This window comes from Lachnoclostridium sp. Marseille-P6806 (assembly GCF_900625025.1).
GTDB lineage: Bacteria > Bacillota > Clostridia > Lachnospirales > Lachnospiraceae > CAG-791.
In genome coordinates this window covers 56,952-78,159 of sequence record NZ_LR130580.1, presented here as the reverse complement: position 1 = coordinate 78,159, position 21,208 = coordinate 56,952, and the positions used below count along the sequence as shown (strand labels likewise).

21 protein-coding genes and 1 tRNA gene are annotated in these 21,208 nt (G+C 55.4%); 17 read left to right on the top strand and 5 right to left on the bottom strand.

The window, feature by feature from the left end; translation table 11 throughout:
* Positions 1-226 precede the first annotated feature (226 nt).
* Both E0E20_RS09155 and E0E20_RS09150 read left to right on the top strand, forming a co-directional pair.
* Positions 227-586: an Asp23/Gls24 family envelope stress response protein gene (locus E0E20_RS09155; protein ID WP_130837908.1), complete on the top strand. Its 360-nt coding sequence runs from the start codon at positions 227-229 to the stop codon at positions 584-586.
* A gap of 31 nt (positions 587-617) precedes the next feature.
* The gene (locus E0E20_RS09150; RefSeq protein ID WP_130837973.1) at positions 618-2,315 is read left to right on the top strand and encodes a DAK2 domain-containing protein; all 1,698 of its coding nucleotides are present in this window, start codon (positions 618-620) and stop codon (positions 2,313-2,315) included.
* A gap of 164 nt (positions 2,316-2,479) precedes the next feature.
* Here the strand turns inward: E0E20_RS09150 and E0E20_RS09145 are convergent, their stop codons facing one another.
* Positions 2,480-3,961 carry a DUF1846 domain-containing protein gene (locus E0E20_RS09145; RefSeq protein ID WP_130837907.1) on the bottom strand — a complete coding sequence of 494 codons (1,482 nt, stop codon included), beginning with the start codon at positions 3,959-3,961 and terminating at the stop codon, positions 2,480-2,482.
* 303 nt (positions 3,962-4,264) lie between these two features.
* Between E0E20_RS09145 and E0E20_RS09140 the strand changes: the two genes are divergently transcribed.
* The 3 genes from E0E20_RS09140 (at position 4,265) to rho (ending at position 8,422) form a co-directional block, all read left to right on the top strand.
* Positions 4,265-5,089 carry a VanW family protein gene (locus E0E20_RS09140; protein ID WP_130837906.1) on the top strand — a complete coding sequence of 275 codons (825 nt, stop codon included), beginning with the start codon at positions 4,265-4,267 and terminating at the stop codon, positions 5,087-5,089.
* A 70-nt stretch (positions 5,090-5,159) separates the two neighbouring features.
* On the top strand, positions 5,160-6,713 hold the full coding sequence (locus tag E0E20_RS14230; protein WP_242622739.1) for an amidophosphoribosyltransferase: 1,554 nt from the start codon (positions 5,160-5,162) through the stop codon (positions 6,711-6,713).
* 182 nt (positions 6,714-6,895) lie between these two features.
* On the top strand, positions 6,896-8,422 hold the full coding sequence (gene rho, locus E0E20_RS09125) for a transcription termination factor Rho (protein ID WP_130837905.1): 1,527 nt from the start codon (positions 6,896-6,898) through the stop codon (positions 8,420-8,422).
* Between the two features lie 103 nt (positions 8,423-8,525).
* On the opposite strand, the gene E0E20_RS09120 is transcribed toward rho, so the two are convergent.
* Together E0E20_RS09120 and E0E20_RS09115 are read right to left on the bottom strand one after the other, a co-directional pair.
* Positions 8,526-8,598: transfer RNA gene (locus tag E0E20_RS09120), tRNA-Thr, on the bottom strand.
* A 161-nt stretch (positions 8,599-8,759) separates the two neighbouring features.
* On the bottom strand, positions 8,760-9,401 hold the full coding sequence (locus tag E0E20_RS09115; protein WP_130837904.1) for a helix-turn-helix domain-containing protein: 642 nt from the start codon (positions 9,399-9,401) through the stop codon (positions 8,760-8,762).
* A gap of 38 nt (positions 9,402-9,439) precedes the next feature.
* Here E0E20_RS09115 and E0E20_RS14350 point away from each other — a divergent pair, with 38 nt between their 5' ends.
* From E0E20_RS14350 to E0E20_RS09100, 4 genes are all read left to right on the top strand, one after another.
* Positions 9,440-9,571, top strand: coding sequence for a hypothetical protein (locus E0E20_RS14350; protein WP_278045067.1), 132 nt, complete (start codon positions 9,440-9,442; stop codon positions 9,569-9,571).
* Between the two features lie 193 nt (positions 9,572-9,764).
* On the top strand, positions 9,765-10,910 hold the full coding sequence (locus tag E0E20_RS09110) for a glucose-1-phosphate adenylyltransferase (RefSeq protein ID WP_130837903.1): 1,146 nt from the start codon (positions 9,765-9,767) through the stop codon (positions 10,908-10,910).
* A 40-nt stretch (positions 10,911-10,950) separates the two neighbouring features.
* A complete protein-coding gene (glgD, locus tag E0E20_RS09105) occupies positions 10,951-12,066 on the top strand; it encodes a glucose-1-phosphate adenylyltransferase subunit GlgD (protein ID WP_130837902.1) in 1,116 nt (371 codons plus the stop codon).
* 204 nt (positions 12,067-12,270) lie between these two features.
* Positions 12,271-12,765, top strand: a complete 495-nt coding sequence (locus tag E0E20_RS09100; RefSeq protein ID WP_130837901.1) for a CarD family transcriptional regulator — start codon at positions 12,271-12,273, stop codon at positions 12,763-12,765.
* A gap of 6 nt (positions 12,766-12,771) precedes the next feature.
* Here E0E20_RS09100 and E0E20_RS09095 read toward each other — a convergent pair whose 3' ends face one another.
* The gene (locus E0E20_RS09095) at positions 12,772-13,449 is read right to left on the bottom strand and encodes a metallophosphoesterase family protein (RefSeq protein WP_130837900.1); all 678 of its coding nucleotides are present in this window, start codon (positions 13,447-13,449) and stop codon (positions 12,772-12,774) included.
* Positions 13,446-15,398: a BMP family ABC transporter substrate-binding protein gene (locus E0E20_RS09090; protein ID WP_165444049.1), complete on the bottom strand. Its 1,953-nt coding sequence runs from the start codon at positions 15,396-15,398 to the stop codon at positions 13,446-13,448. The genes E0E20_RS09095 and E0E20_RS09090 overlap by 4 nt, the downstream gene beginning before the upstream one ends.
* A gap of 208 nt (positions 15,399-15,606) precedes the next feature.
* Here E0E20_RS09090 and E0E20_RS09085 point away from each other — a divergent pair, with 208 nt between their 5' ends.
* The 8 genes from E0E20_RS09085 to mbhE all read left to right on the top strand — a co-directional run bounded on the left by E0E20_RS09085 (position 15,607) and on the right by mbhE (position 21,204).
* Positions 15,607-16,992, top strand: a complete 1,386-nt coding sequence (locus tag E0E20_RS09085) for a citrate/2-methylcitrate synthase (protein WP_130837898.1) — start codon at positions 15,607-15,609, stop codon at positions 16,990-16,992.
* A gap of 317 nt (positions 16,993-17,309) precedes the next feature.
* Complete coding sequence (locus E0E20_RS09080; RefSeq protein WP_130837897.1) at positions 17,310-18,392, top strand: hydrogenase large subunit; 1,083 nt, start codon at positions 17,310-17,312, stop codon at positions 18,390-18,392.
* A 1-nt stretch (position 18,393) separates the two neighbouring features.
* On the top strand, positions 18,394-18,777 hold the full coding sequence (locus tag E0E20_RS09075) for a hydrogenase maturation nickel metallochaperone HypA/HybF (RefSeq protein WP_130837896.1): 384 nt from the start codon (positions 18,394-18,396) through the stop codon (positions 18,775-18,777).
* Positions 18,770-19,297: a Na+/H+ antiporter subunit E gene (locus E0E20_RS09070; RefSeq protein WP_130837895.1), complete on the top strand. Its 528-nt coding sequence runs from the start codon at positions 18,770-18,772 to the stop codon at positions 19,295-19,297. The genes E0E20_RS09075 and E0E20_RS09070 overlap by 8 nt, the downstream gene beginning before the upstream one ends.
* Positions 19,294-19,551, top strand: coding sequence for a monovalent cation/H+ antiporter complex subunit F (locus tag E0E20_RS09065; protein WP_130837894.1), 258 nt, complete (start codon positions 19,294-19,296; stop codon positions 19,549-19,551). Before E0E20_RS09070 ends, E0E20_RS09065 begins: the two co-directional genes overlap by 4 nt.
* Positions 19,548-20,009 carry a monovalent cation/H(+) antiporter subunit G gene (mnhG, locus tag E0E20_RS09060; RefSeq protein ID WP_130837893.1) on the top strand — a complete coding sequence of 154 codons (462 nt, stop codon included), beginning with the start codon at positions 19,548-19,550 and terminating at the stop codon, positions 20,007-20,009. The genes E0E20_RS09065 and mnhG overlap by 4 nt, the downstream gene beginning before the upstream one ends.
* Positions 20,006-20,320, top strand: a complete 315-nt coding sequence (locus tag E0E20_RS09055; protein ID WP_130837892.1) for a Na(+)/H(+) antiporter subunit B — start codon at positions 20,006-20,008, stop codon at positions 20,318-20,320. The genes mnhG and E0E20_RS09055 overlap by 4 nt, the downstream gene beginning before the upstream one ends.
* Positions 20,317-21,204: a hydrogen gas-evolving membrane-bound hydrogenase subunit E gene (gene mbhE / locus E0E20_RS09050; RefSeq protein ID WP_130837891.1), complete on the top strand. Its 888-nt coding sequence runs from the start codon at positions 20,317-20,319 to the stop codon at positions 21,202-21,204. The genes E0E20_RS09055 and mbhE overlap by 4 nt, the downstream gene beginning before the upstream one ends.
* Positions 21,205-21,208 lie beyond the last annotated feature (4 nt).

Sequence of the window (21,208 nt, the reverse complement as noted above, 5' to 3'; positions counted from 1 at the left end):
TCTGAAACGGCAGTCTTCTTTTGCGTCTGGACGCTGTTTCCGGGCTGACGGGGGAGGTGTCTGTAAATACGCCGGTGTTTTCTTTTCGGAGCTTTCGTCGTATAATTTACAGTAATGAAATGTCGACGGAGAGGGAGAGGCCTGTCCTTTCGCTCGTGGATTCTGCGCTGCGCCGGAATCCGGGTGAGACTCTGCTCATCAGAACAGCCGCAGCATGAGGTCTGCTATGAAGTCATCTTCCATGAATACCCATATGGGTAACATATCGATCGACAATGAGGTTATCGCTCAGTATGCCGGCACGGTCGCGACAGAATGCTTCGGCATTGTGGGAATGGCGCGGCTGATGAAGAACGGTCTGGCGGAGTTGCTGAAAAAGGACTCCATGACCCGGGGGATCACGGTTTCTCTGACGCCGGAGAACAAGCTCGCCATTGATTTTCACGTCATCGTTTCCTATGGGGTGAATATCCCCACGGTCACGGATAATCTCATCAGCAATGTCCGCTATCGGGTAGAGGAATTCACCGGACAGGAAATTGCAAAGATTAATATTTATATCGACGGCGTCAAGGCGATCGATTAAACCCCAAAAAAGTGGTCAGGAGGATATGACATTGAGCATCAATTCCATCGACGCTAAGACGCTTTCCATAATGTTCTTAGCCGGCGCCCGCAATCTGAAAGACAATAAGGAGTGGATCAACGAGCTGAACGTATTCCCGGTTCCGGACGGGGATACGGGGACGAACATGACCATGACGATCATGTCCGCGGCGAGAGAGGTCATGGGGCTGGGGGAAGATCCCGACATGATGACGCTCTGCAAGGCTGTTTCATCCGGCTCTCTCCGCGGGGCGAGAGGAAACTCGGGCGTTATTCTTTCCCAGCTTCTCCGCGGCTTCTGCAAGGGGGCGAGGGAATATTCGGAGATCGATGCCCGCATTGTCGCGGATTCCTTTGAAAAGGCGGTCGACACGGCGTACAAGGCGGTCATGAAGCCGAAAGAGGGAACCATTCTCACCGTCGCCAGAGGCGCGGCGGAGAAAGCGCGCGAGCTGGCAGACGCCGGTGAAACGGATCTTGAGGTGTTCGGAATGGAAATCATCCGCCACGCGGAGGCTGTGCTGGCCTCCACGCCGGAGCTCCTCCCCGTTTTGAAGCAAGCCGGGGTTGTGGACTCCGGGGGACAGGGGCTGGTGCAGGTGTTAAAGGGAGCCTATGACGGGCTGCTCGGCAGGGAGATTCCGGATGCGGAGAGTCTTGCGGAGGAGGCAAAGCCGGCGGAGAAGAAAGAGGCGCTGGTGAACCCCGAGGTCCGCGCGAACGCGGAGATCCGCTTCGGCTACTGCACCGAGTTCATCATCATGCTGAATAAGGCCGGGGCGGGCTGGAATGCGAAGACGGAAAAGGACTTCAAGGCGTTTCTTGAGTCGATCGGCGATTCCATTGTCTGCGTTGCGGACGATGAGGTCGTGAAAGTCCATGTGCACACCAATGATCCGGGTCTCGCGATTCAGCGCGCGCTGATGTACGGCCAGCTGTCGAATATGAAGATCGACAACATGCGTCTGGAGCATCAGGAAACGCTGTTTGCCATGACCGGCAGCAAGGAAAAGCAGGAGGAGAAAAAGGAAGAAAAGCTCCCTCGCAAGGAGGTCGGCTTTGTTGCGGTGTGCGCCGGACAGGGGCTTGAGGAGATTTTCAAGGGACTGGGAGTCGATTATGTCATTTCCGGCGGACAGACCATGAATCCGAGCACGGAGGATGTTCTGGAGGCGATCGGAAAGGTCAATGCCGACACGGTGTTTGTGCTCCCGAATAACAAGAACATCATCATGGCGGCCAATCAGGCGGCAGGTATGACGGAGGACAAGCGCGTCATCGTCATTCCGACGAAGACGGTTCCGCAGGGGATTACGGCGGTGATCAACTATATGCCGGAGGTCGATATTGCGGTCAGCCACGACAATATGCTTCAGGAGATCGGTCGCGTCCGCAGCGCAGAGGTGACCTACGCAGTGCGCGATACCGTGCTGAACGATGTGCCGATTCATGAGGGCGACATGATGGGAATCGGGGACAGCGGAATCCTTGCCGTCGGCCGCGACCGGGATGAGACGACGCTGGAGACGCTGGCTCGCATGGTGACGGACGAGACGACGCTCATCAGCATCTATTACGGCTCCGATGTGGAGGAAGAGGCTGCCGAGGCGTTCCGCGTCCGGGCTGCGGAGAGATTCTCCGGCTGCGATGTGGAGCTGCAGGCGGGCGGTCAGCCGATCTACTACTATATACTTTCGGCGGAAGCATAACGCAGAGTACGGCGGAAAATATGCCGTGATAAAGAAAAGCCTCGGGAGGCGGATGATATGCGTCTTCCAAGGCTTTTTTCTTCATATTCGGGTTACAGGACTCCTATTTAATGCAGGAGGCGGCCCGTAGTGCGGCGCAGTTCTGCCGCCGCGGGAATATCCGCTCAGTTGTGGTAGAGCTTTTTGCTTTCGTAATGCGGTTCACAGGTCAGGTTGACGCCGAGATTGCGGAATACGCTCTCATCGATCTGTGAGAGAATCACCGAGGAGTGCGCCTCGAGACCGGCGAGGCTGTTCAGCTCGGCAATCGCGCGCTTCGCATTGTGGTCGGTGACGGCGGCGATGGACAGCGCAATCAGAATTTCGTTCAAATGAAGAAGAGAACTGTGCCCTCCCAGATGATCCACCTTGAGATCCTGTATCGGCGAGATAATTTCGGGAGACAGGAGATCGATCTTGTCGTCGATGCCGGCGAGATATTTCAGCGCATTGAGGAGCAGCGCCGAGGACGCTCCGAGAAGAGGAGAGGTTTTGCCGGTAAGAATGGTTCCGTCGTCCATCTGCATGGCGGCGGCGGGAGCGCCGGTTTCCTCTGCCTTGACATTGGCGGCGTATACGACAGGACGGTCGCCGATGGTGAGGGAGCATTTCTTCATCAGAAGCTCGATCTTCATGATCGGGGCGTCGCCGGCGTTGCCCTTGCGCTTTTCGCACAGAGCCGCGTAATAGCGGCGCAGAATTTCCTGTCCCGCCGCATCCCGGCAGGCATCGTCGTCGCTGATGCAGAAGCCGACCATGTTGACGCCCATGTCGGTGGGACTCTTGTAGGGAGAAACTCCCTGAATTTTTTCAAAAATGGCATTCAGAACCGGGAAAACAGCGATATCGCGGTTGTAGTTGATCACGGTTTTCCCATAGGCCTCGAGATGGAACGGGTCAATTTCGTTGATGTCGTCAAGATCGGCCGTGGCCGCCTCATAGGCGAGGTTGACCGGGTGATTGAGCGGCAGGTTCCAGACGGGAAAAGTCTCGAATTTGGCATAGCCCGCCCTCACGCCGCGCTTGTTTTCATGGTAAAGCTGGGAGAGACAGGTCGCCATTTTCCCGCTGCCGGGGCCGGGTGCGGTCACAACCACAAGGGGACGGGTCGTTTCGATATAATCGTTTTTCCCGTATCCCTCGTCCGAGACGATCAGAGGGATATTGGACGGATAGCCGCTGATGGGGTAGTGGCGATAGACGCGCAGGCCGAGCGCCTGCAGCTTGCGCGAGTAGGCGATGGCGGAGGGCTGCTCGGCGAACTGCGTCAGAACCACACTGCCGACAAGGAGGCCCTTTGCGGTAAACGCGTCGACGAGACGGAGCAGGTCCATATCGTAGGTGATGCCGAGATCACCGCGGACTTTATTCTTTTCTATATCGTTGGCGTTGATGACGATGATGATTTCCGCCTGATCCCGGAGCTCGCCCAGCATGGTGATTTTGGAATCCGGGTGGAAGCCGGGCAGAACGCGGGAGGCATGAAAGTCGTCGAACAGCTTGCCGCCGAACTCCATGTAGAGCTTGCCGCCGAACTGACTGATGCGTTCCCGGATGTGTGCGGACTGTGTCTTGAGATACTTATCGTTATCAAAACCGATTTTCATAAAAGTCATCCTTTCAAAGAATTTTGTGCGCTGGCGTTCGGCAGCCCCGGGGGAGTATCCTGAAGCAGCTGTGCGGCGGGACGCCATGAGACGCGAAGCGTCTCGGAGCCGAACGCGCTGGCGTTCGGCAGCCCCGGGGGAGCATCCTGAAGCAGCTGTGCGGTGGGACGCCATGAGACGCGAAGCGTCTCGGAGCCGAACGCGCTGGCGTTCGGCTGGGTACCTGTGTTATAACCTAATTCGTACGCTGATAAAAACAATCTATATCTTAGCTCAAAAAATGTGATATTGACAGGGAAATTTATGTTTTTCTATTTTATCCGGCTTCTGACATCAAAAGAAAGAGTGCTTCTTTTCCTGACGGGTGTCGTTCTGCTCTGCCTCCTTTCGGGTGTCTTTGCTTCTGCGGCCGTTTCGGCTGCTTCGCCGCCTGCTGCGCCCGTATCAGGAGAGGCGGGGGCTTCTGTCTCGGCGCAGGCGGAAAGTGAAAGCGAAGATCAGATCGACTGGAAAGTGTTTCATTCTCTGAGCTTTCCCTATAATAATCATCCGGGCGGCCGCGGGAGCAATGTCAACGGCGTGCTGGCCTGCCGGGCCGTCAACGGCGTGATTCTGGCTCCGGGAGAGGAATTTTCCTATAATGAAACGCTGGGGCCCAGAGATGAGGAGAGCCGCTATGTCTATGGGACGACGTACAGCAAGGGCAGGGTGGTGCATGATATCGGCGGCGGTATCTGCAAGATATCGACCATGCTCTATCAACTCTGCCTTATCTCGGGCATGGACGTGACGGAGCGTTCGGCTCATTCCATGCTGGTGGAGTACGCGCCGGGCGGTCTCGATGCCGCCGTGGCATGGGGCTATAAAGACTTCCGTTTCGTCAATTCCCGGCGGGCTCCTGTGCGGATCGGAGCGAGTTATGATCCTTACCGGAGAATATTTACCGTCGACTTTTCTCTTCCTGCCGATTATACTGATGAACATAGCGGTCTGCGCTATTGTCCTGTATCCGTACAGATCGGGGAATATACATACTGGAGCTATCTTGAGATCTACGATTCTCATGGCGTCAGGGTCGGAATTTTGGTTCTGGGGAAAAACAGCTATCTGGGGACGGGGCAGTCATAGAGACAGGAGCCGCTGAAAGAAAACTGTTTTTGTTCCGCGCGCCGCGGAGCACCGCATATGGAGGAGCAGCATGGGAGGATTTTTCGGAGCAGCATTACACGGAGACTGTGTTTTTGATGTGTTTTACGGAACCGATTATCACTCCCATCTGGGGACGAGACGGGCAGGACTTGTGACCTATGACCGCGAGGAGGGCTTTAACCGCGCCATTCATAATATCGAGAGCACAAATTTCCGGCCGAAATTTGAAAAGGATATCCTGTCAATGAAAGGGAATATCGGGATCGGCTGTATCTCGGACTATGAGCCGCAGCCGCTCATGGTGCGCTCTCATTTGGGAACCTACGCGATTACTACCGTCTCGAGAATCAACAATCTGGAGGAGATCGTTGACCGGATCTTTCGAAAAGGCAATGCGCATTTCCTTGAAATGAGCGGAGGGGACATCAACCCCACGGAGCTGGTTGCCGCCATCATCAATCAGAAAAGCTCCATTGTGGAGGGGATCCGCTACGCGCAGGAACTGGTGGACGGCTCGCTGACGCTGCTTTTGATGACAAGCGAGGGGATTTACGCGGCGAGGGACTGCATGGGACGCACGCCGGTGGAGATCGGCAGAAAAGTCAGTGAGGATCTGAGCGGTGCGGTGGAGCATATTCCGACCTTTGACAGAAACGGCAGACCGATCAGCCGGGCGGCGGAGGCCGGAGCGTCTCCGGACGCTGCGTTGGCGGCTTCCGAGGCTCAGGCACAGTGCGGGTACTGCGTCTGCTTTGACAGCTTTTCCTATCTGAATCTGGGATATATTCCGGAGAGGGAGCTCGGTCCCGGAGAGATCGATTTTATCACGCCGGACGGCATTGAGGTCGTGGCGGAGCCCGGCCGGGCTATGAAAGTCTGTTCTTTCCTCTGGATTTATTACGGTTTTCCGGCTGCCTGCTATGAGGGACAGAACGTGGAGGATGTCCGTTACCGGTGCGGCGCGAAGCTCGCGGACAGGGACCGGATGAGAGGAGGCGTTTATCCCGACCTCATTGCGGGTGTTCCGGATTCGGGAGTAGCCCATGCGATCGGTTACTCCAATGCGTCGCATATTCCCTACTGCAGGCCTTTTGTGAAATATACCCCGACATGGCCCCGCTCCTTTATGCCGGCGATGCAGAGCCGGCGGAATCTGATCGCCAAAATGAAGCTGATTCCGATCCACGATCTGATTCGGGGACGCCGTCTCCTGCTGATCGACGATTCTATTGTCCGGGGGACGCAGCTGCGCGAGACGACGGAGTATCTCTATAAGAGCGGTGCGGAGGAGGTGCATATCCGGCCGGCCTGTCCGCCTCTCGTCTATGGCTGCCGCTATCTTAACTTTTCCAGATCGAACTCTGAAAAAGAGCTGATTACCCGTCGGATGATTGAACGGCTGGAGGGAACGGATCAGGTTGGGGAAGAGCTTCTGGCCAAGTACTGTGATCCGGATTCGGAGCAGTACCGGGCTATGCTGGAGGAGATTCGAAAGGAGCTGAATTTCACATCTCTCCACTATCATCGGCTGGATGATATGCTCGCGTCGGTCGGAATCGAGCCCTGCCGCCTGTGCACCTACTGCTGGAACGGCAAGGAATAGGCCATGCGTCTGCGGTTTCGACAGATATTGAAATTATGCTTTGTCTGTACTAGAATGAAAGCGTCTTTTAAGAGACGCCGATAATGTGATGCAGTTCTATATCCTTTCGATTTTATCTTGAATTTCTGGCATCTATTTCCCACAGAGCCTGATCGGAATGAGAATACAAGGAGTATTTGTGTATGACAAGAGAACAATATGAATCTCTGAAGCTGGAGGATCTCAGAGATTTTGCGAAGCGCCGGGGTATGAAGAGCACAACGGCGATGCGCAAAGCGGCGCTGGTGGACGCTCTGCTGGAGCAGGACCGGCAGGATGCACTGCGTATGCGCGAGGAGCGTGAGCAGCAGCGCGCTTCCAGAGCGCCGAGAACACCGCAGACCGGAGAACGGGAGCGGGAACGCTTTTCCGGTAATGGAAATGAACGCTTTTCCGGCTGCTTCTCCGGCGGCAACAGACCGTCGGGGAGCCGGGGGCCCGGAAAGCGTATGGCGGCCGGCGCGCCGGAAAACGGCGGCAGTGCGCCGATTCGCGTGGATACGCCGATTCTGCATAAGGACGAACTGAACACGGAGTTGGACAGCGGACAGCTCGCAAACGGGATTCTGGAGGTTATGCCGGACGGCTACGGCTTTATTCGCTGTGCGAATTATCTTCCGGGAGACAATGACATTTATGTCGCCCCGAGCCAGATCCGCCGTTTCAATCTGAAAACAGGAGATATCATTGTCGGCAACATTCGCGTCCGCACACAGGGCGAGAAGTTCAGCGCGCTGCTCTTTGTCCGCTCCATCAACGGGCTTCGGCCGGAGGAAGCGAACAAGCGCTTTAACTTCGAGGACATGACGCCGGTATTTCCGAATGAGAGAATCCGTCTTGAAAAGCCGGGGTGCAGCATTGCGATGCGGATCATGGATCTGATGGATCCCATCGGCAAGGGGCAACGCGGCATGATCGTCTCTCCTCCGAAAGCGGGGAAAACGACGCTCATCAAGGAGGTCGCCAAGTCGGTTCTGATCAATAATCCGGAGGTGCATCTCATCATTCTTCTGATTGATGAGCGCCCGGAGGAGGTGACCGATATCCGCGAGGCCATACAGGGCGATAATGTCGAAGTCATTTATTCGACCTTTGACGAGATGCCGGATCATCATAAGCGCGTTTCGGAAATGGTGATCGAGCGGGCGAGGCGTCTTGTGGAGCACCGCAGGGATGTCATGATTCTTCTTGATTCCATTACCCGTCTCACCAGAGCCTACAACCTGACGGAGCCCTCGAGCGGAAGAACGCTCTCCGGCGGTCTGGATCCCGCCGCGCTCCATATGCCGAAGCGCTTTTTCGGCGCGGCGCGAAGCATGCGGGAGGGCGGGAGTCTTACGATTCTTGCGACAGCGCTGATCGACACGGGAAGCAAGATGGACGATGTGGTCTATGAGGAGTTCAAGGGAACCGGAAATATGGAGATGGTTCTGGACCGCAAGCTGTCCGAGCGGCGGATCTTCCCGGCGATTGATATTCAGAAGTCCGGCACGCGGCGGGATGATCTGCTGCTGACGCCGGATGAACTGGACAGCATCAACACCATACGCCGGGCCTTTAACGGAATGAAGTCCGAGGAAGCGGTGGACAAGGTTCTGAACCTGTTTGCGCAGACGAGAAGCAACGGAGAGTTTGTCAATATGGTCCGCAGGATAAACTGGACGTTCTGATAAGATAAAAATCTCTTTGCCCTATATCACTATTAACTCTATAAACCCGGAAATCGGATAACAGAAAACCCCTGAGAAAAATCTCAGGGGTTTTCGTTTTGAGAGCTGATGACGGGAATCGGACCCGTGACCTCCGCACTACCAATGCGACGCACTACCGACTGTGCTACATCAGCCTGCTGCCTGCGCCGGTGTTTTCCGGACGCAAGAGAGATTATAACAAGCCCGGAGAGCGGTGTCAACCGCAAAAATGCGGACGGGAACAGCGGCGGGGACGGCTTTCCAGGCCGCATTTTCCGGGCAGTGCTTCCCGGGCAGTACGGCGGAACGAAAAGAATCAGTGATAGGAGGCGCTGCGGAGTGTTTTGCCGTGGCAGACGTCTGCCGAAGCAGGAACAACCGAGAGCGGCCGGTGCGGCTGATAGCGGATCCCGGAAACATCAAACCAAGCGGGGGCGGGTGCGGACTGACGGCACAGCAGGGAGACGAGATATTTCCCGGATATTGTGCGGGTGAGCGTCATGCTGAGGCGGACCAGAGATGAGTGAACTGTCGGGCCGGGAGCAATGCGGATATTATGGATGCCGGCAATATTCAGACAGGAGATGGAGAGCGTGTTTTCGCCCCGGTACGGGACGGTAAAGGAGGAGCGCAAGTCCGCTGCGGACTTATGCCGAGGGAGCTGCCGAGCGCCGCCGCTCTCGCGGGAGCGCAGGGCGTGATCGAGCTGTTGCACGCTTTTTTGCAGTATGGCGGGATCAACGGGAGACAGGACGTCCTGCCGGGACAGGATGTCCGGAAAGGCGGCATTCAGCTCACCAAGGGACGGAAACTGCCTGTTCCTGCCATACTGATCAATGGAAAAGTCGAGCAGCATATTGTAGGCAAGACGGACGGCGGAAAGGATTTCATCGAGCTGACCGGCCTGCTTCGGCGTGGGATGAAGACGATACTTATAACCGCGGTAGACAGATGACATGACGGGTCCTCCTTGTCATACAGAAATAAAAACAGAAAATGGAAAAAGAAACAGAAACCCGGAAAATAGAAACAAAAATAGAAAAAGCGGAAATAAAAACAGAAGCAAAAGGTGGGAGTGAAAAGCGGGAGCGGAGAAAACAGAAAGCGGAAGCCGGAAAATCGAAATAAGAAAAATGCCCGAGACATAAGACGGAGTATGAAACTCCGAACGAATACAGGATAAAACGAAAATTTTGAAAATGCAAGCGCAAAAATCCAGAAAAAAGCAGGCGGAAAGTTCTGAATCAGGAAGAAAAGACGGCAAAAATGCAGTATACTATTTTTGTAGGATTATTCAATCCAAGGACAGGGAGGACCATCCATGAAGCAGAATGAAATGCTGGCCATGATCCTTGCCGGCGGCCGGGGAAGCCGCCTCAGGGAGCTCACCAACAAGGTAGCCAAACCGGCTGTCTCTTTCGGGGGGAAATACCGTATCATCGACTTTCCTCTCAGCAACTGCTCCAACAGCGGCATCGATATCATCGGCGTCCTTACGCAGTACGAATCCGTGCTGCTGAACAGCTATGTGGCGGCCGGTCGGCGCTGGGGGCTTGACAGCAAGGACAGCGGTGTTTTTGTTCTGCCGCCCCGCGAGAAAGCGGATGCGAACCTTGACGTTTACCGGGGAACGGCGGATGCCATTTCTCAGAATATTGATTTCATCGACAATTATGATCCGGAATATCTGCTGATTCTGTCGGGAGATCATATTTACAAGATGAACTATGATCTTATGCTCGATTTTCATAAGGCGCACGGCGCAGATGCGACCATTGCGGTGATCGGTGTTCCGATGAGGGAGGCGAGCCGCTTCGGAATCATGAACACCGATGAGAATAATCGCATTGTCGAGTTTGAGGAGAAGCCCGAGCATCCCAGAAGCAATCTGGCCTCGATGGGAATCTACATTTTCAACTGGAAGCTGCTGAGAGAGCTTCTGCTTTCCGATATAAAGAACTGCGATTCGCACCATGATTTCGGCAAGGATATCATTCCGACGATGCTTGGAAACGGTTGCGGTCTGTATGCCTATGAATTCAAGGGCTACTGGAAAGATGTCGGAACCATCGATTCTCTCTGGGAGGCCAATATGGATCTTCTGGATCGCCGGAACGCCCTGAATCTGGATGATTCGAGCTGGCTTATCTATTCGGAGAATCAGAATGCCCTGCCGCAGTATATCGGACCGGAGGCAAAAGTCGATACTGCCTATATTACGCAGGGCTGCGCCATTGAGGGCGAGGTACAGCGCTCCGTGCTGTTTACCGGGGCCAGAGTGGATAAGCACGCCAGAGTCATCGACTCGGTGCTGATGCCCGGGGTGGAAATCGGCGAGGGAGCCGTTGTGACCCGGGCTCTGGTCGCGGACGGCGTGCATATCGGAAAGGGCGCGGTTGCAGGAAGCGCAGACAGCGAGAATATCCTGCTCGTTGCGCAGGATGTCAAAGGGAAAGAAATAGTGTGAAAAATCACGCTGCACAAGTGCTTCGGCATGGAGGATGGATATGGCAACAGCGTTTGGAATCGTAACTTCGTCCGGGAGCCGCTTCCGAGTGGAGGGGCTGCAGGATCATCGCCCGATCGGTGCGTTTTCTTTTCTGGGACGTTACCGTGTCATTGACTTTCCGGTCTCGAATCTGAGCAACAGCAATATCGACAGGATACAGGTGTATGTCAGTCAGAACCCGCGCTCGCTGGCGGAGCATCTGGCCGGGGGACAGCACTATAACATCAACTCGAAGCGCGGTAAGCTCCAGCTTCTGTTCAATCAGGACAGCCGTCTCAATGATATCTACAATACGGACCTCTCAAGCTATCTGGAAAATATTGAAATCATTGAGAGAATGCCGCAGGAATATGTCATTCTTACGCCGGGCTACATGGTGTTTACGCAGGATTTCAACACGCTTCTTGAGCAGCATATAGAGTCCGGTGCGGATATCACCCTGCTGTATCACCGCGTGGACAACGCGAAGACGGCTTATCAGAACTGCAATGTACTCGAACTGAACCGGCAGAAAGGGCTCAATGCGATCGGGCCGAATCTCGGGACTGCGAACGAACGGAATATTTTCATGGATACCTACATCATGAAGAGAGAGCTGTTTGTGAGCCTGATCCGCAAGGGACACAAGCTGTCGTCGGTCTACACGCTCTCGGAGGTCGTCAACATTGAGAACGCCAATCTGGATATCCGGGGAGTGCCGCACCGGGGGTATTTTGCGGCGATCTGCGATTTTCAGAGCTACTATGACGCCAATATGGAGCTGCTTGACATCGACACGGCGCGTGAGCTTTTCCGGCCCGACTGGCAGATCTATACGCAGACTACGGATTCCTGCCCGACCAAGTATGCCGAGGGTGCATCCGTGCGTAATTCGATGATTGCGAACGGCTGTACGATCGAGGGAGTGGTGGAAAACAGTGTGATCGGGCGCGGCGTCACCATACGGAAAGGCGCGGTGGTCCGCAACTGCATGATTCTCGGACATACGATCATTGACTGTGACGTCCATCTTGAGTATCAGGTGATCGATAAGTGGGCGAAAATCGTGCATATGAAAGAGATTGTGGCGAGCGGAGAACGTCCGGGCTACATTCACCGCGACGATGTGCTCTGATTTCCGAAGAACAAAATTTTCCGACAATAGAAATAAAATTATTATTTTGAGAGGAACATACTGCACAATTATTAAAATTATGATATAATTAAAATAGTTCGGGCTTGTACACAGAGCTTTGTGTGGGGGATCGTTTTCCATCTTTAACAGCGGAACGATTCCCTTTTTAAATGGACTCCGCGGGGAGAGAAAGGAGAGTGCGCGATGGACTGGAAAATCGGAGATGCGGTCATCTACGGGAACAACGGAATATGCAGAATTACGGATATTCAGCGGATGAGACTGACGGAAGACGGGGAGAAGACGTACTACATTCTCGCGCCTCTTTACCGGACCAGAATGACGATTTATGTCGATGAGAAGCGAGGCGGAGAGAGCTTTCGCCACCCTCTGACTGTAGCGGAGATTGACGGCCTCATTGCGTCAATCCGTGATCAGGAATGGATCGCCGACGAGAAAGAGCGCCAGGTGCAGAACGCATCCCGGATCCATGAGGGCAAATATTCCGACCTGCTCTCCATTATTTCCACCCTGTATAAAAAGGATGCGGAACGCCGGAGCATCGGAAGAAAGCTCAGCGCGGCCGACGAGAGGGACCGGGATGCGGCGGAAAGCATCATCAGCCAAAGCTTTGCCTATTCGCTGGGGATCCGGCCGGATGAGGTTCCGGACTATATCCGCCGCCGCGCCGAAAAATAGAAGGGCTCACAGCTCCCGGCGGCGCTTCATATTCATGTACAGATCGTACAGGGCGGAGCCGGTTTTGCCCGGGGCCGGGTATTCGTCCGCACCGATATCAAGGATAAAGCTCTCGTAGCAGTTGATGATGCTTGTTCCGGAGGGATGATTGATGCTGCGGACAAAATTCCGGGAGTAAGTCTGATGTACATGACCGTGAAGCATGTATTTGGGCCGATACCTCGTCAGCAGGTCGTTGAAGCAGTCGAAGCCGCGATGCGGGATGTCGTCCATATCGCCGTAGCCCTTGACCGGAGCGTGGGCGACGAGGATGTCGAAGCCGTTTTTGAGCGTGATCTCCGTGCGCAGACGATTGATGCGGCTCTGCATCTGTTTTTCCGTACACATATATTTGGAATCGTTGTACCGTATGGAGCCGCCGAGCCCAAGGATCCGCAGACCGCGGAAATTGTAGACCCTGTCCTCGATGCAGGTGCAGCCGAGGGGCGGCTTGTAGTCATATTTGGTGTCGTGATTTCCGTGCACGTAGAGCAACGGGCAGTTTGTCATCGTGACCAGAAATTCCAGATAGGCGGGATCGAGGTCTCCGCAGGATATGATCAGATCGACATCCTTTACGCGTTCCGGATTATAATAGTCCCAGAGAGGCTTGCTCTCTTCATCGGCAATGGCAAGTATTTTCATCGGGAAAGGGAGCCTCGCCTGTCGGCTTTGACGCCGCTTATGCCCACAGTACCGCGGGCGCTGTCAATCAGCTCGTCCTCTTCAGGGATGGAGCCGATGACATTGTCGTTCAGCCAGTTCATGGTGATGATCTGTTCGTAGCTTATGGCGGGATCGCCGATATTGTGAACCACGCCGCTCTGACTGCGGATCTCTCCGTCAAAAGGCAGAAGCGTCCAGCCGGCGATCGAGCGGCGGAGCTGATCCACCAGCTTTTTTGAATAGTAGGAGAGCGCATCGGAGAGAAACAGGTCAATGACGCCGGAGGACAGGCCGTACCAATAGTTCAGTGCGTGACTCTTCTTGACGGATTCTCGCGAATCCCATGTTCCGCTCAGAATCTGGTCGATGATCAGCTCGTAATAGCGCCCCCAGTGCCACACCGGCGCAGCGATGTTGGCAATGGAGCCGTTTTCCCGGAGCTGGTATACGCCGTATTTGCGGGAAGGATCCGCGGGTTTTATGAGATCGGGGCCAGAGATGGTGCTGATGCCCTCTGCGCTCATTTCCTCTTCCCAGCGGCTGTTTTTTACGCCGGACCATTTCAAATGAATCTGAACCGCAGGGTCCACCATAGCGGCGCCGATGGCAAAGGCGTTGATGTTGGCGATGGAGCCGTAGATCGGATAGTCGGCGAGATAGCCGATGCGATGATCCCGGGCGATGCCGGCGGCCAGCGCGCCCATGATGTATTTGACCTCGTACATGCGAGGGTAGTAGGTTCGGACGGCGCTGCTGGAGAGGTTGATCGAGCAGTTCAGAATCTTCATGTCCGGGTAGCGGATCGCCGCCCGCAGCGCGTTCTCCATCATGGCGGGAGAGGTGGTGAAGACGACGGCGTCCTTATCGGCCGCCGCAGCGTCGAACGCTTCGTCGATGGCTTCGCTGTCGGAACGATTTTCGAAGGCAATCGCCTCGACGGTCCCCTCATATTTCTCGTTGATCTCATTGAGGCCGAGGGCATGGCCGTAGGTCCATGCGGAGTCCGCGGGGTTCTTCTCATAGATGAGCGCAATGCGGAGCGGATCCTCCTTTGTATAGGCGGAGCCGAAGTAGCCGGTAAAGCGGTTCAGCAGGCTTCCGGTGCTTTTTTTCGAAGGATCGGCCTTGTCGATGAGAACGATGCTGTCCTCGCCGAAAGCCAGAATTTCGTTCCATATGGCGGACGTGTTTTTGGCGATCTGCACCGGGCTGTCCCGGTCAATACTTTCGGCTGTATAGACGTCGATGTACTTGAGAAAGCCGTCGCCGGCCGTGGTGTCGAGCTTGGCTCCACCCTTGGCGTTGAACGCCTCCTGAAATGCATGGAAATCCGTACGGAGCTGCTGCACGCTGCGTTCCGGCCATGGCGCGGAGAGACTTTGCCCGTATTTTTCCGCCAGCTTATCGTAGGATCCCTCTTCGCTGAACGTAATCTCAAACAGCCCGGTCACGTTAAAGAAATCTACATATTCGTAATAAATATTCACTTCCTTATCGCCGGTGCGCCGCGGCATGACACGGATCACTTCCGCGGCGATGGAAACGCCCTCGTTAAACGCGGTGACGGAAACTCTCTTGTTCCCCTCCTGCACGTAGAAGCGATTCATGTATTCATAGACCTTGATCGGATCACGTATGCCGAATTCGAGCTGAGAGTCGTAGAGATTGGACCACTTGAGGGCAAACTCCGTGTGATCGTTCAGGAGGGGCATGAAGTTCCACGCAAAGGAATTCGTGCGTCCCGCCGTCACGGTTCCTGCGATCATGTAGAGCGGGATCTCGCGGATGCCGAGAGAGATTTTGGCAAGGCTGTCATAGTCCGGCAGGAAGCTGCTGAGCGAGAACAGATAGGGATCCCGCCCCTGGATGATGGCGCGCCGCACAGCGCTGTCTCCCTGTTTTTTGGCTTTGAGATAATCATCGATCATGGCAAACCTCCGTAGGTAAGCAAGCTGTATGTTTATCATACCATATAACCATAACCTGCCGTATGCTGCTGAGATAAAATGCTTCGGAATTTTGCGGAATTTTATGCCGCTTGCCTCGCATAAAATGCTTCGGCATGGAGAAGTATTATGCTACAATAAAGCGTCGAAGTGTCTGAAAAGGAAAACGAGAAAGAAGGAGGTCGAAATTATGGCAACCAGTGAGAAAATCAACGTGTATTCCGAAATCACACCGGAAATCCGCGCACTGGCGGAGCAGACCGCTAAGGCTGATCTCATAGATTCCACGCTGTATACGGCGCTGAATGTAAAACGGGGACTGCGGGATCTGAACGGGAAAGGCGTGCTTGCAGGGCTTACGAATATTTCCGAGGTCCGCGCAAAAAAAGTGGTGGACGGCAGGGAGGAGCCGGATTACGGCCATTTGTTTTACCGGGGATATTCCATTGAAAGTCTGATCGGGGGGATCCGGGAGGAAAAACGCTTTGGCTTTGAGGAGGTTTGCTACCTGCTGCTGTTCGGGGAGCTGCCATCAAGGGAGGAGCTTGAGAGCTTTTCGAGACAGCTTGTTTTTTACCGGAGTCTGCCGAAAAACTTTGTCCGTGACGTCGTCATGAAAGCGCCGAGCGGCGATATGATGAATATGCTGGCGCGCTCTGTTCTCACGCTGTATTCCTATGATGATCATGCGGATGATGTGTCGCTTCCGAACGTTCTCCGCCAGTGCATGCAGCTCATCAGTCTTTTTCCGATGCTTTCCATCTACGGCTATCAGGCGAACAGCTACTACAACAGCAGTGAGAGCCTGTTCATTCACCAGCCGCTGCAGGACGGGTCGCTTGCGGAAAATCTGCTGCATATTCTCCGTCCGGACGGACGCTACACGGAGCTTGAGGCGAGGATTCTGGATATCTGTCTGATTCTGCATATGGACCACGGCGGCGGAAACAACTCGACGTTCACCACACACGTCGTTTCCTCGACCATGACGGACACCTATTCGACGATGGCGGCCGCGCTGGGATCCCTTAAGGGGCCCCGCCACGGCGGCGCCAATATCAAGGTCGTCGATATGTTCGAGGATATGAAAGCGGAGCTGAGAGACTGGCAGGATGATGACGAGGTAAGGAGATATCTTGACCGTCTCCTGAACCGTGAGGCCTTTGACCGAGCAGGCCTGATCTACGGTGTGGGGCATGCCGTCTACTCCCTCTCGGATCCCCGCGCTGTGATTCTGAAAGCTTTTGTCGATCAGCTGGCGACGGTCAAGGGGCGGCACCGGGAATTTGAGCTCTACGACCGGGTCGAGCGACTCGCTCCCGCGGTTATTGCCGGCGAGCGCCAGATGTATAAGGGAGTCAGCGTCAACGTGGACTTCTATTCCGGCTTCGTGTACCAGATGCTGGGGCTTCCCAAGGAGCTGTTCACGCCGATTTTTGCCATTGCCCGCATTGTGGGATGGAGCGCGCACCGCATGGAGGAACTGGCGAACAACAGTAAGATCATTCGCCCGGCCTATACCACGGTCATTCCGGACAGGGAATATGTACCCATGGGAAGCCGCTGTAAAAAATAGGAAAACGTCATAAAAAAAGAAAGCGCCGCCGCGGACGCGAATGTCGTTTCCTGCTGCCGGATGTCCGGCAAAGGGGAAATACATTGCCCGCCGTGCGGCGCTTTTTTATAAACGCATCGTTCTGACCGGCAGCAGGGGTGTGCAGATCGACGGCTCTCTGCTGCGGATTGTTCTTAAAGTAGTACATGAATTGACTAAATATTAACAAAACCATATAATTATTTTTGTCTAATCTCTACATGGCGGGAGAATTCTCTTGCCGTTTCATTCGTTTTGATCTCGAAAAATTTCGGAAAAGAAGCAGGGGGAGCCGTGAAATGAGTTATATCATACCCATCGGGCCGTATCATCCGGCGCTGGAGGAGCCTGTTCATGCAAGGCTCGTTGTGGACGGGGAGAGGATCACGGACGCAAGGGTTTTCATCGGCTATAACCATCGGGGCATCGAGAAGCTCGCGCAGGAGCGCAATTTCATTCAGACCATCGTTCTGGTGGAGCGGGTGTGCGGCATCTGCTCTCATTCCCATGCCATGACCTATGCCATGTGCGTCGAAAATATCGCGGGCGTGGAGGTGCCGGTCCGGGGGCAGTATATCCGCGTGATGACCTCGGAGCTGGAACGCATTCATTCCCATCTTCTCTGGCTCGGCATTGCCTGTCATATTGTAGGACATGACAGTCTGTTCATGCAGATATGGAAAGACCGGGAGCGCACCATGGACACGCTGGAGAGGCTGTCGGGCAACCGGGTCAACTACGCCATGAATATCATCGGAGGCGTCCGCCGGGATATAGACGACGCGATGAGAAAAGATATTCTGGAGGCCATGGATGATCTGGAAGAGCGCATGAAGCCGATCACGCATTTCCTCACAACGGACCGGACGCTGGCGCTGCGGACAAAAGGCGTGGGTGTGCTCACGACGGAGGATGCGGAGCGTATCGGGGCGGTGGGACCTCACGCGAGAGCGTCGGGCATTGATATGGATGTTCGGCGGGACGCGCCGTATTCTTCCTATGACAAATTTACCTTTTCCGTGCCGGTGCAGAAGAGCTGCGATGTGTACGCGCGCGTCGTGATCCGTGTTCTGGAGATTTACGAGAGTATCCGCATCATACGGCAGGCGGTCGAAGGACTTCCGGAGGGACCGGTCAATCTGGGCGTCCGTCTTCCCAAGGTGCCGGCCGGCCGCTGCACCCTGCGCTATGAAGCGCCCCGCGGCCATCTGGTCTATCAGGTTTGCACCGACGGCGGGCCGAACAATTACCGTGTCAGCATTCATGTGCCGACGTTCAAGAATGCGCCGACGGTTCCCGTCATGCTCCGGGGCAACACGGTGGCGGACGCCGGACTGATCGTCGCGTCGATTGATCCCTGTTTTTCTTGTATGGACCGCTGATATGCACGAGCTGGCGGCGACCGAAAGCATTCTCGCCATCGCGCTGGAGGCGGGGAAAGAGCATGAGGCAGCGCAGATACAGACCATATGGATTGAGCTTGGCAGGTATTCGGGGCTTCTTCCGGAATATGTGGAGAAATATTTTGCCGTCGCCTCGGCGGGAACAATGGCCGAGGGGGCGGAACTGCGGTTCGAGAGCGAGCCGGTGGAAATTCTGTGCCGGAGCTGCGGAGCAGCGAACGTGCTCGGCGATGAAGACGATCCGCTTTGTCCCCGCTGCGGCTCGGCGGACTTCCGGATGCTGCGGGGCTGGGGAATGCAGGTGAAGCGCATTGAAATCGACGGGGACGGCAAAGAGGCCGGAGACGGGGAGGGGCATGAATAAGAAAATTTCGGCATGGATATCAACATTTGTTTTCTGCTATCTTTTCTGGATGCTGCTCGTGTGGTCCGCAGAGCCGCGGGAGCTGGTTCTCGGAGTGTTGGTGTCTGCCGGCGCGGCGCTGTTCGCCGGACGCTTTTTGATTCACAGCCGCGCCTTTTATCTGTTTCATCCGGTGCGCCTGATTCTTCTTGCCGTTTACGTCGGCGTGATCTTTCTCTGGGAAGTGATCAAGGCAAATATCGCAATGGTGAAGCTGGTGTTTTCTCCAAAGCTCTCCTATCGGGCGGGAATAATCCGCATTCCGGGGAGCGATGATATCCGGAGCGAATACGGGCTCGCGATGGTCAGCAACAGCATCACGCTGACGCCGGGCACGATTACGCTGAATGCCGCCGCCGATGAAGAGGGACACAATTATTATTACGTCCATTGGATCGACGTGGAGACCACGGACCGGAACAGGGCGGGAGAGATGATCAAAGGCAGAATGGAGCGCTGGATCGGGAGGATCTGGAAATGACGACCATACTTCTAATCGGAGCTTTGGGCTATGCGGTTCTGGGGCTGCTGCTTCTCATCCGCATCGCTAAGGGACCTACGGCGGCGGACAGGCTGTGCGCGGCGGATACGCTTGACCTCATCACGGCCACGGCGCTGGTCCTGTATTCCCTGTACTGCGGCAGAGCGATTTATCTTGATATCGCGCTGATCGTGGCGATTCTGGGTTTCATCTCCACGGTATTTATATCCCGCTATCTGGAGGGCAGAGTATGACGACGGTGATCTTGGCAGCGATGGCGGTTTTTCTGGCGGCGGGTTTGTTCTTTGCGCTCGCGGGGACGGTCGGAATCCTGAGAATGCCGGATGTGTACGGGCGTCTTCAGGCATCGACCTGCATTGCCACGCTCAGCACGTTCTGCGCTGCGGCGGCAGGCATACTCTATGCGGTTCATACGGGAATGTCGGCGGGGACGGTGGTGAAGCTCGTCCTCCTCGTGCTGCTGATTCTGTGCACGAACCCGATTGCCAACCATGCACTCTGCAAGGCGGCGTACCGCATCGGCATCCGCCCGGCCCGTGATTTTGTGATCGATGATTACCGAGAGGATTTCGGGGAGCAGGCGTATACAGAGGTGACAGCGGATCTTCCGGATGAACAGTTTGATCGGGCGAACGAGCCGATCCCGGCGGAGGAAGAAGGAGAGATCGTCCCGGAAGGAGGAGAGCAATGAACGGTGTTCTTGTTGCTGTGCTGAATACGCTGGTGATAGCGGGAGCTCTTGTCTCTGCAGTCACGGCGGTTCATGCGCCGCGTCTGATCGGAGCGGTGCTTGCGCTGGCCGCTACGGGTTCCTTTGTCGGTCTGGAGTTTATTCTTCTGCAGGCGCCCGATGTGGCGATCGCCGAGGTCTCGGTGGGGGCTATTCTGTCGACGATTCTGTACATCGTCGCGCTCCGCAAGGTTCGCGAGGTCAATATCCGCGATACGGTCGTCGGAGCGGAAGCTGCGGAAAAAGCAGACGGCCGGAAAGGAATGGAATGAACAGAAAAAAGATTTCTTCTCTTGTTCTTGCGGCTTCACTGGCTGTCATTCTGATATGCGGCGCGGCATCTGCCGTACAGATGGCGTTGGGAGCGCCGACCTATGACGGGTCGGGGACGGATGTGACGGCGCTGTACGAGCATCCTGAGTCCTATGACAACAGCGCCGCCGATGGCGTCGCCGCGGTCATGGTAAATGAAAATATGGAGAAAACAGCTGCGAAGAACGTGGTGTACAGCGTCGTGTTCAACTACCGCGGTTACGATACGCTGGGAGAGAGCTTCATTTTGATCGGAGCCATCGCCGGGACCATGGCGATTCTTCGCAGAGAGAAGAGGGCGCCGAAGCAGGTCGTGGATTATGCGGGAAGAGGCTTCGGTGAGACCGCCGCGCAGGCAAAGACGGATCCCCCGGTTGTTTCCGCAGGGGCAGCGCCCGAAGGAGGCCGCTACCGGCGCAGGCCGCTCATCATGCGGTGCGGCTGTGACTTTCTGCTTCCTCTGGCGGCCGTGTACGGCTGGTATATCGTCCTCCACGGCGCGATCAGTCCGGGGGGCGGCTTTCAGGGCGGCGTGCTGGCGGCCGGCACGGTTCTTCTGGTTTATCTGGCCTACGGCCTTACCGGTGTGCGGCGGGTGTTTCACGGGGGCTTTCTTCACGCCTCCGAGACGCTGGCGGAGATCCTGTATGTGTTTATCGCTTTGATGGGAATCTTCGAGGGGGTAAATTTCTGCTTCAACTTTGTTCTCTCCGGGACGGAGGAGACGGCGATGCTGATGAATGATGCGGTGGGCTATCATGTCATGGCCGGGATCTGCTGTCTGCTCATTCTGATGCTCGAGGCGCTGAACACGGACCGCGCGGAAGAGCAGCAGACAGAGTGAGAGG

Coding starts and splice junctions, on each gene's coding strand:
- E0E20_RS09095 (WP_130837900.1), bottom strand. CDS start 13,449: ATGAAAATACTTGCCATTGCCGATGAAGAGAGCAAGCCTCTCTGGGAC.
- E0E20_RS09155 (WP_130837908.1), top strand. CDS start 227: ATGAAGTCATCTTCCATGAATACCCATATGGGTAACATATCGATCGAC.
- mbhE (WP_130837891.1), top strand. CDS start 20,317: ATGAACAGAAAAAAGATTTCTTCTCTTGTTCTTGCGGCTTCACTGGCT.
- E0E20_RS09070 (WP_130837895.1), top strand. CDS start 18,770: ATGAATAAGAAAATTTCGGCATGGATATCAACATTTGTTTTCTGCTAT.
- E0E20_RS09065 (WP_130837894.1), top strand. CDS start 19,294: ATGACGACCATACTTCTAATCGGAGCTTTGGGCTATGCGGTTCTGGGG.
- E0E20_RS09100 (WP_130837901.1), top strand. CDS start 12,271: ATGGACTGGAAAATCGGAGATGCGGTCATCTACGGGAACAACGGAATA.
- E0E20_RS09140 (WP_130837906.1), top strand. CDS start 4,265: ATGTTTTTCTATTTTATCCGGCTTCTGACATCAAAAGAAAGAGTGCTT.
- E0E20_RS09075 (WP_130837896.1), top strand. CDS start 18,394: ATGCACGAGCTGGCGGCGACCGAAAGCATTCTCGCCATCGCGCTGGAG.
- glgD (WP_130837902.1), top strand. CDS start 10,951: ATGGCAACAGCGTTTGGAATCGTAACTTCGTCCGGGAGCCGCTTCCGA.
- E0E20_RS09110 (WP_130837903.1), top strand. CDS start 9,765: ATGAAGCAGAATGAAATGCTGGCCATGATCCTTGCCGGCGGCCGGGGA.
- E0E20_RS14230 (WP_242622739.1), top strand. CDS start 5,160: ATGGGAGGATTTTTCGGAGCAGCATTACACGGAGACTGTGTTTTTGAT.
- E0E20_RS09115 (WP_130837904.1), bottom strand. CDS start 9,401: ATGTCATCTGTCTACCGCGGTTATAAGTATCGTCTTCATCCCACGCCG.
- E0E20_RS09090 (WP_165444049.1), bottom strand. CDS start 15,398: ATGATCGATGATTATCTCAAAGCCAAAAAACAGGGAGACAGCGCTGTG.
- E0E20_RS09055 (WP_130837892.1), top strand. CDS start 20,006: ATGAACGGTGTTCTTGTTGCTGTGCTGAATACGCTGGTGATAGCGGGA.
- rho (WP_130837905.1), top strand. CDS start 6,896: ATGACAAGAGAACAATATGAATCTCTGAAGCTGGAGGATCTCAGAGAT.
- E0E20_RS09080 (WP_130837897.1), top strand. CDS start 17,310: ATGAGTTATATCATACCCATCGGGCCGTATCATCCGGCGCTGGAGGAG.
- mnhG (WP_130837893.1), top strand. CDS start 19,548: ATGACGACGGTGATCTTGGCAGCGATGGCGGTTTTTCTGGCGGCGGGT.
- E0E20_RS14350 (WP_278045067.1), top strand. CDS start 9,440: ATGGAAAAAGAAACAGAAACCCGGAAAATAGAAACAAAAATAGAAAAA.
- E0E20_RS09145 (WP_130837907.1), bottom strand. CDS start 3,961: ATGAAAATCGGTTTTGATAACGATAAGTATCTCAAGACACAGTCCGCA.
- E0E20_RS09085 (WP_130837898.1), top strand. CDS start 15,607: ATGGCAACCAGTGAGAAAATCAACGTGTATTCCGAAATCACACCGGAA.